This is a genomic window from Puniceibacterium antarcticum, assembly GCF_002760615.1.
Taxonomy (GTDB): Bacteria; Pseudomonadota; Alphaproteobacteria; order Rhodobacterales; family Rhodobacteraceae; genus Puniceibacterium; species Puniceibacterium antarcticum.
Map to the genome: position 1 here is coordinate 1 of NZ_AWWI01000098.1, position 8,414 is coordinate 8,414.

An 8,414-nucleotide genomic window follows, 5' to 3' on the forward strand; every position below is an offset into this window, starting at 1 on the left:
CGGTAGCTCGTCAGGCTCATAACCTGAAGGTCGTAGGTTCAAATCCTACTCCCGCAACCAATTTTACATAACAGTATCAACACTTTGGCGCCCCAAGGGGCGCTTTCTGCGTTCCTGCCATTCCCCACGGTGCTACGCCGGTGCTACACTGCAGCGCAAAATACACTGCAGGCCACGAAGCACAGGTAATGCACCTAGGCTCGCGCTAAGCGACCCGCCAGGCGTGACTGGTGCGGGGTCCCAAGAACACGGCACGCCATGCCTAAGGTGCGGCCATCCTCCCAGTCCGAATGGCTCGCACCCTGCCTCCTCGAGCCAGCGTGCGGGCCTTCGGCCATGGTCGTCCTTTCTGGTCCGTACCGGTGCGTCTTTGCGGGTGGCGATCTCATATCTGGGTCAGCAATGTGACGTGAAAGTCAAATTTGTCGGACGTTTTGCACTTAAGAAAGAGGTTTATTCGTTTGCGTGTCAGCCAAACAATATCGAAGTTGCCACCTATGTAGATTTTCGATATAGATATCATCAGCAATGAGGTTATTCGATGTCTATAAACGGGCGCACACTCGAACTTTTGATGGCCATGGCCTCCCGTCCTGAGGAGGAATGTTCAGGGTATGAAATCTGTAAGCTGTTGGGGTTCTCATCTGGAACCGTTTATCCACTACTGGTCAAGGCTGATAAACTAGGACTTTTAAGTTCAAGGTGGGAAAATGCAGAGCCTAGCGATCTTGGCCGCCCCCGACGAAAGTATTACCGCATTACTGGACAGGGGCTACACGCGGTTGAAGGTCGTATGCGCCAGCTGCGGTTAGAGCTAAGACCTTTGCGTGGCTGTCAGGACGGGGTGGCTTTCGGATGAGTGTTTTGATGGTGCTCGGGGCGATATTTGTCGCTGTGGTCGGTCGCGTTGTCAGCGAAGATGCGAAGACCCTAATACCTCGTTTTTGTAGGTATGTTCTGCAGAGAGCTTCGGAAAAACTCGACGAAGGTTCTCAGATCGATTGCTACGAAGAGTGGCTTGCGCATTTAGATGAAACGCCGGAGTTGACCCTGAAACTATGGCATTCTTTGTCGATCTCTCTGTGGGGATCTGGCCGTATAGCGCGTGTCATAGGGTTTTCAAAAGATAGCCGACGCACCTACATAAGAAATAAACGAGTGTTTGACATTTGGCTTGCCGTTATGATTACTCCTGGACTTTTTATTATTCTTTTGCCTGTCTGCATTATGATAAAATTAGACGGAGGACCTTTATTTTTTAGCACAAATGTTGTGGGCAGAAACGGAAAAGTCTTCCGGTGCTGGAGGTTGAGGACAATGAAGGTTAACTCTGAGCGCATCTTAAGGAAATACTTGTCTGATAACCCAGATGCTAGAACGGAATGGGATGCAAATTTGCGGCTCAAGGCTGATCCTAGAATTACGGCGATTGGAGCCTTCCTACGGGGCAAAAGTATTGATGAGTTACCTGAAATTTGGAACGTTTTTAAGGGCGAAATGTCGTTTGTTGGACCGCGTCCGATGCGTCGTTTCGAAGAGCAAATGTACTCAGATGCAGGTTCAACTTACAAATTGATGAAGCCAGGCATCACCGGAACGCGGCAGAGATCAGGAGCTGGAACAGTGTGCTATCGGGATCGTGAGAGAGCAGATGCTGAATATTATAAACGTCTATCTTTTCTTGAAGATTTGCGCATCATTTTGAGTACGGCAGGAAGTATAATCAGTGATGAGTTTCGCAATTTCAAATAGCTTTCCTGATCAGCCGATGATGGGATGCTGTTATCCACGTTGGTTTGCAACCAAGACTGTTGCCGCAATGCGAATTCACCACCCGCGATTTATGCGCTGCGCAGCCACCGAAGCGGCTGGCCAACGTTCGCAGGGGATTGATTCGCTTTGCAGACGCCATAAATGCGAAACTTTGAACAAATCGCGAACTTGATCTATATTTAGGTGATGAGACAGCCCTAGGGACAACACATGGAATTCTTCGACAGAAATGGGCAGGCTACCTGCTACTCGCCAGACGGCGAAAACCTTTACCTGTGGAGCGGCGAACCAGTGGGCTATTTCGCAAGCGACAAGGTTTATTCCTTCACAGGTCGCTTGCTTGGCTGGATTCACAATGGTTGGCTCTACGACAGGTCCAATCAGCCTGCTTTGTTCTCTCCTGACGCCTCTGGCGGTCCAATACGCCCAATGCGGTCGGTGAAGCCTGTTAAGTCGGTGCGCAGCGTTCGCCCCGTTAAATCGGTTCGGCAGGTGCCCCACATGAAGCCAATGCGCGGCATGAGCTGGTCTGGCTGCGCTACCGGTCTGTACTTCCGGCAATAAGGGACACCGATATACCACTGATGATCTGGGACTACACCATAAGGCTGACTGACGTTGCTATCGTCGCCGCTGCATTGCTCGGCCCCGTGCTGGCCGTCCAAGCGCAGAAGTGGCTTGAGCGCAAAAGGGACGTAAAGGAACGGCGGCTCTCCATCTTCCGAACCCTTATGGCCACTCGGGCGGCAATGCTATCGCCCCAGCACGTCGAAGCGCTAAACGCGGTGCCTGTCGAGTTTTACGGGCCAAGCGGAAAGCTTAAGAAGATCAACGAGGCGTGGAAGCTCTACATTGATCACCACGACGAGCGGTTGCCGACGAACGACGCATGGGCACAAAAGCGGCACGACCTGTTCCTCGACATGCTTCACCTAATATCGCAGTTCCTTGGCTACACGTTCAGCCGTGCTCAACTTGGCCGCGACATATACTCACCCAAAGCGCATGGCGACTTCGAGACTGAACAAACAATCATCCGTAAGGGGCTTGCTAGTCTGTTGTCGGGTGAAATCGCCCTGCCGCTGGCGGTCAAGGAGTTCCCTAACGCCGACCCCGGCAGCGCTGAACTGCAAGCTGCGCTGCAACAGGTGATGACCGACGTGTTGCAAGGGAGGAAGCCATTTGCCCAGTCCAGCGACAAGACCGAGGGCATAACGGAGCGTGGATAGCAGGGGACCAGGCGGTTCCCGATAGCCGAGATTGGAAGAGCGGCAGTCTCGTCTCGCAAAGCATGATTCCACCCTCAGCCAGATTTCTCAATCGTGGCGAACGTCCGCAAAAACGCGTCGCGTTGGAGCACTTCGAAGTAAGTTTCTGTCGTTGACTGGCGCAACGGTCCCGACTTTGCAAACTCCGTTTTCTGCGCTTAGCTGCTTTGTTTGATGGCGCAGCATAAGTGGAAGTACCTCCATCCTGTAATGACCGCTTTCCTCAAGCAGAGGCAATTAACAGCAGATCTCCTCCTTTCATGCCTTAGGCGAGGCTTGATGCTGCGGGAGGCGCGACCGTCTCGAAAGGGCTGGCTCAGTGAGTTTGCGGCACATGGGGCGAGTGACTGCTCTGGTGGCATTCGCACCTGCCACTACAAACAGCCATATTTTGCTGTCCGCCCTGTCCGCCGCTGTCCGCCCCCAACCCCTGTTGAATATGATGGCGGACAGCGGCGGACAGGGCGGACAGCGATTACGCCTTATTCAGACATATCACGCGGCGCCGGTCTTTTCCCTCACGGGCATGGGCGAGGGTCACGCCCCTGCGGCGCAAGAGCGGGGTGACCCGGCGCAGTTCTGCACCGAAGGCGGCGGCTTGGCGTGGGAACGCTTCGGCGGCTTCGGTGATGGCCGGATAGCGCTTGCGCAGGGACAGGATCAGCTCGACGGCTGTGCCGCTCCAGGTGCCGTTGTCCGTGACCAGGGCCAGGATGGCGCTGGCAACCGCGTTGCCGTCAAGGGCCGCTTCCTCGGCCTCTCGCCTGTTTGCCTGATAGGCCGCAAGGAAGGCGCCGGGTGGCCAGCCCAAGCTTGGTTCCGCCGCAGTGACCCAGCGCGCGAAGTCCGCAAGCCTGGGGCGCTCTGACAGTGTCACGCTGTCGTGGCGCGCCAGGGCGCCGCTGACGGCATCCAGCAAGCCTGCCAGGATGCGCGGGCGTGCCTCTTTGAAGCTGTCCCACAACTCGCCCTCAAAGGCGCGGCGGTTTTCCCGAATGGAGGGCAGGGTGAGCGCAATGGCGCGGTCTGCAAGGTCGGGCCGTTCCGCCAGGTCCGTGATCCCGTTCAGCAGGCAGGGCCGGGTGGCGTCAAACAGCACCTCGTCGGAATCGCTGTGCAGCTTGCGCGTGGCAAAGCCGCCACCGGTTGCCAGGCGGCAGAGCGCATCCGCCATTGACGGCTTGATGCGCGACAGGTTGTCGAAGGCCAGAACATGCGTCCCACGCGCCGCGATCACCAGGTTATGCTCGTCTTGCGGCAAGCTGCGCGTGGCGAGCGTTGAAGGATCGACCAGGGAGCGCAACACCTTCGATGTGGTGCTCTTTGCGCTGCCCTGTTCACCGCTCAGGATCAGCAGAGGATAGGGGCCTTCGGGGCGCAAGCAACCCAGAAGCCAGGCAACCATTAACTGGAAATCCGCCTCGCTGCCCGCGTTCACAAAGCGCTTCAGAAGGGCAATGTCTCCTGTTGCGGGCTGTGGTGCAGGCAGGGCGGCAGCGGAGGGAGACCGCACGAAACGCGGCTCCTTTGCGTGATCAATGCGCCACCCATCGGCCTTGACCGTGACGCGGGCGCCATCGGTGCCCCCCAGATCCAGAACAATGGCGTCGCCGTTCTGCCCGATGCGCGTATGAACGGAACGCATCGCGCCCTCGAACCGCGCCTGGCCGATCATCTGGCGCTGCAAGTCATCCAGCTTTGCAGCGGCTGGCGCCTTGCCCGTGGCGCGGAAGGTCTTGTAGGCTAGCAACTGCTTGAAGCTGCCCGAGGTCAGTTCCAGCGACTGCCAATGACCCTCACGCTGGAAGGTCGCGAAGGGCCGTTGATCGGGCGTGTGCCAAAGCTCAAGATCCTCGAACAGCTGCGCCTCGTCCTCCGGTTTGGCCTGATCCGTATTTGCAGGCGTACTGGCATGGGGCCGCGCCAGGTCGATCAGCATGTTGACCTCACGCACGCCCCAGCCTGCGGCCACGGCATCGGCAGCGTCCCAGCCTTTGGGGTAGCTGGCGCCAGGCGCCGATGCCTGGTTGGCACCCCTGACCTTGTCCAAGACCAGATCCGATGTCGGAATGATGCGGGGCAAGGTGCCCAGTTCCCGGTGCAACGTCACCGCCAGGCCTTCGGCGTATTTGAGGCCAGGCGCGTCCTTGTCCGGCCACAAGAGAACCTTGCGGCCCCGAAGCGGCGCCAGGTCGCTCTTGTGCGCGCCATTGGAGCCGCCGAAGGTCGTTGTGCTGACGTATCCAAGTTCGGCCAGCGCATCGGCGCATTTCTCGCCTTCGGTCACGATCACCGCGCGGTTGGCATTCGCCGCCATCAGATCGTTCAGGCGATAGAGCGGGCGCGTGTCGGGCGCCTTCCAGTCTTGGCGGGTCAGATCGTAGGGCAGGAAGAATTTGCCGTCCGGCTTTTCATAGCGATTGGCGACCAGGACCGGCGTGCCGTCCGCATCGCGATAGATATGCTGCAGTGTGGGTTTGCCTGCCTTCGGGTGGCGCAGGTCTGCAATGGCCTGATCCATCAAATCATCCCCCAGGTTTCGACAAGATCCCGTGCGGCCTGCACTTGGGAAACGCCGTTGAGGTAGGCGTAAAGGCTTACCGGATCGCCGCCCCTGTCGCTTGTTGCGAAGTCGGCCCAGTAGCCGGTTTTCATATTGATCTTAAAGGATCCAGGGTGCCGGTCAGCCCGCGTCGGGTTGCGGGCCACCCATTCCTGGCCCCAGCGATGCCCATCGGGCAGCCAGGACGCCAGCAGAGCGGAAAAGCTCGACAGACAGGCGGCGTTCACCGCGACAAACTGGATATGACGGAAGGGGAGGGCTTCAATTGTCATTGGCGGCCATCTCCTGAAGGCGTGCCAATTCGAAGTCTTCCACATCGGCCAGGCGATACCGCACAAGACGCCCCACCTTCACGTAGGCCAGCGGATACCGCTTGGTGCAGCGCCAGGTGCTCAGGGTGGTGGTGGAAACGCCAAGGCGTTCGGCCACGTCCTGGGGTGTCATAAGCTTTTTCTGTGTGGAGTTCATTTTAGCATTCCTCATCAATAGGTTAAGATGAGGATATGCTGTCGTATCGCTTGAACAAACGCGAGCGAAGCTGATCGTAAGAGTGAAGTGCTGCGTGACACTCCACTTTCACGATGGAAAGCTTATGTTGCGCTGTCCCTCATCTTTCGCACAGAATTGACAATGCTCTGGCGCGTCACGCCTGGCTCAATCGCCTTTAGGACGGTATGGCTGGCATCGACCAACCGCGAGACAGTCTGGCCCGTCTCGCCATAGTACATGCCTTCCGTGAAGGGATGCGGGGATAGCCTTTTCCAGGTCTTGCGAAACTGCCGCAAAAACTCCTGAGCGGCATGATCCTTTGGAAATTTGCGCGTTTTGGTTCGTTTGCGCCATTCACTTCGACGCTCTAACAATTTTTCGTCAGTGTCGACCCGTATCGGCTTTTCGTCGCCCTCAATCGCCTCAAGTATCTGTGGTTTTGGCTGCAGGTTTGCAGTGTTTTCAGCGCAGATTTGGAGGTCTACCAAAATTTCTCGAAATTCGTGGAATATGTTTTGGCGCGTTCCAGTCAATTTTGAAAGGTCGGTGCCTGCCGCTAAGGCATAGAGACCGTTGTACTCATCTATGGTTCGTTCCAATTGGGGTTCCACACCGGGATAACTCTGCAAGTCCAGCAGGGTATCGTAAAGCGTCTGCGCCGCTTGGGACACCCGCCACAAGGCCTGGTTATCCTGCGATTCAGGCCGCTGGTTTTCCCGATCCCAAGCGCCTCGCAGATAGGCGTTACACGATTCGACCATTCCGACCTTCAAAGCCTCCCGCGCGCCGTCGGTCTCTGTCAATTCTGCATGGCGTGCGACTTCGTCGACAAGGGTGACAGTCATTAAGGCTTCGATCTGTTCAGCCTCTGGAAGGTTGGGACCAATCGCCAGGCGGGGATAAGACGGCATGTCAGTCAATTGCATCTCCTGCTTCCTCTGAACGCGAGTAACTGAACATCGCGTCCGTTGCCTTGTTAACGGACAGGCGCACGGGATCTAGGTTTAGGCGGGCGTAGATCGCCGTGGATTGCTGGCTGCGGTGGCCCAAGGATTTGCCGATTATGTAGCCATTCGCGCCCGTGGCGGCTTGGTAGCTGCCCAAAGTGCGGCGCAGGTCGTGAATGCGCAGATCGTCTATGCCCGCTTCCGCCAGGATCCGCGACCAGGCTTTCTTTGGGTCCGCAAGGTGGCCCCTTGCCCCGCGCCCTGGAAAGACCCAAGGACTGACGGACGCTAACTTGCGGGCCGTCAGGATGTCCATGGCCTGCACGGGCAGGTGGATCGACTGCGGTTCGCCGTTTTTCGTCTGAGCGATGCGCCAGGTCGCGGTGGTGAAGTTGATATCCGACCATTGCATCGCCAGCGTGTTGGATTTGCGCGCCCCGGTCAGGAGCGAGACCATGAAGAAATCCCGTGCTGCCTCGTTCGGCTCTTTTGCCAGGGCCTCGAAAAAGCGCGGCAGCTCGTCGGGCTGCAGGAAGCGGTCGCGACTCTGCTCCTTGAATTTCTTGATGCCCATGGCCGGGTTAGCGCCATCCCAGCCCCAGCCAATCGCCTTGTTGAAGATCGACCGGATCCGTTCCAGCAAACGGTTCGCCTGATAAAGGCCATTTTCCTTGCCAGTCTTGGCGTGAAGCCGTTCGACCTCCGCCTTGGTGATCACCGATATCTTGCGCTTGAACCAATGGGACAGAAACTTGGTGACCTCTCGCTGGTCGTATTCCCAGGATCGCTTATGCACCTTGGAATACTTCTCCATGTATTCTTCGAACAGCGCGCCAAAGGTCATCTCGCTGCGGATCGCGCGCTTCTCTTGTTGCGGGTTTTTGCCGCTGGCAATCTCGCCCTTGGCTTTTTGCGCCGCCTTCCTGGCGTTCTCGATGCTGATGTCGGGGAAGCGTCCCAGCAACACCCGCTCGGGCCGTCCCTGGATGCGCTTGTAGAGGTAGAAGGTCTTGGCCCCGCCAGACGATACGGCCATGACCAGGCCCTGTTCCCGCTCGTCATAGAAGTAATCCTTGCGCCCCTTGGGGGCGGGGGGTGCCTTAAACAGCGCGGCTTTGGTGAAGTTCAAATGGTGACTGGCCAAGCTCGTCTCTCCCGGTTGTGGTGCTACGGCGGTGCTACGCTGGTGCTACACTCTGGGGCAAATTTGAGCAATGACAGGCAAAGATTATCGCTGGATATGAAGCATAAGATACTGATAAGTATATAAAGAAATGCATTCAGCAAAGTTGCGCAAACATCCGACGGTTAGACTCATAACCTGAAGGTCGTTGGTTCAAATCCAACTCCCGCAACCAAAAAATCACAAAACAC

Annotated in this window: 9 protein-coding genes; 4 read left to right on the forward strand and 5 right to left on the reverse strand. The window is 57.0% G+C overall.

Annotation, left to right across the window (positions count from 1 at the left end; all coding sequences use genetic code 11):
- The first annotated feature begins 580 nt into the window (after window positions 1-580).
- From P775_RS29890 to P775_RS13525, 4 genes are all read left to right on the forward strand, one after another.
- Complete coding sequence (locus tag P775_RS29890) at window positions 581-859, forward strand: PadR family transcriptional regulator (RefSeq protein WP_425439909.1); 279 nt, start codon at window positions 581-583, stop codon at window positions 857-859.
- Window positions 856-1,752: a sugar transferase gene (locus P775_RS13520; RefSeq protein ID WP_245875693.1), complete on the forward strand. Its 897-nt coding sequence runs from the start codon at window positions 856-858 to the stop codon at window positions 1,750-1,752. The genes P775_RS29890 and P775_RS13520 overlap by 4 nt, the downstream gene beginning before the upstream one ends.
- Before the next feature lie 231 nt (window positions 1,753-1,983).
- The gene (locus P775_RS27610; protein ID WP_143520903.1) at window positions 1,984-2,337 is read left to right on the forward strand and encodes a 4-fold beta flower protein; all 354 of its coding nucleotides are present in this window, start codon (window positions 1,984-1,986) and stop codon (window positions 2,335-2,337) included.
- Window positions 2,338-2,357: 20 nt separating this feature from the next.
- Window positions 2,358-3,002: a DUF6680 family protein gene (locus P775_RS13525; protein ID WP_099911481.1), complete on the forward strand. Its 645-nt coding sequence runs from the start codon at window positions 2,358-2,360 to the stop codon at window positions 3,000-3,002.
- Window positions 3,003-3,516: 514 nt separating this feature from the next.
- On the opposite strand, the gene P775_RS28965 is transcribed toward P775_RS13525, so the two are convergent.
- The 5 genes from P775_RS28965 to P775_RS13550 form a co-directional block, all read right to left on the reverse strand.
- Entirely contained in the window at window positions 3,517-5,562 is a 2,046-nt protein-coding gene (locus tag P775_RS28965; protein ID WP_099911482.1) for a hypothetical protein, read from the reverse strand.
- Window positions 5,562-5,876, reverse strand: coding sequence for a hypothetical protein (locus tag P775_RS13535; protein ID WP_099911483.1), 315 nt, complete (start codon window positions 5,874-5,876; stop codon window positions 5,562-5,564). Before P775_RS13535 ends, P775_RS28965 begins: the two co-directional genes overlap by 1 nt.
- Window positions 5,866-6,072 carry a helix-turn-helix transcriptional regulator gene (locus tag P775_RS13540; protein WP_099911484.1) on the reverse strand — a complete coding sequence of 69 codons (207 nt, stop codon included), beginning with the start codon at window positions 6,070-6,072 and terminating at the stop codon, window positions 5,866-5,868. Before P775_RS13540 ends, P775_RS13535 begins: the two co-directional genes overlap by 11 nt.
- 122 nt (window positions 6,073-6,194) lie before the next feature.
- A complete protein-coding gene (locus tag P775_RS13545; protein WP_099911485.1) occupies window positions 6,195-7,019 on the reverse strand; it encodes a hypothetical protein in 825 nt (274 codons plus the stop codon).
- Window positions 7,006-8,184, reverse strand: coding sequence for a tyrosine-type recombinase/integrase (locus P775_RS13550; protein ID WP_099911486.1), 1,179 nt, complete (start codon window positions 8,182-8,184; stop codon window positions 7,006-7,008). Before P775_RS13550 ends, P775_RS13545 begins: the two co-directional genes overlap by 14 nt.
- Window positions 8,185-8,414: the final 230 nt, after the last annotated feature.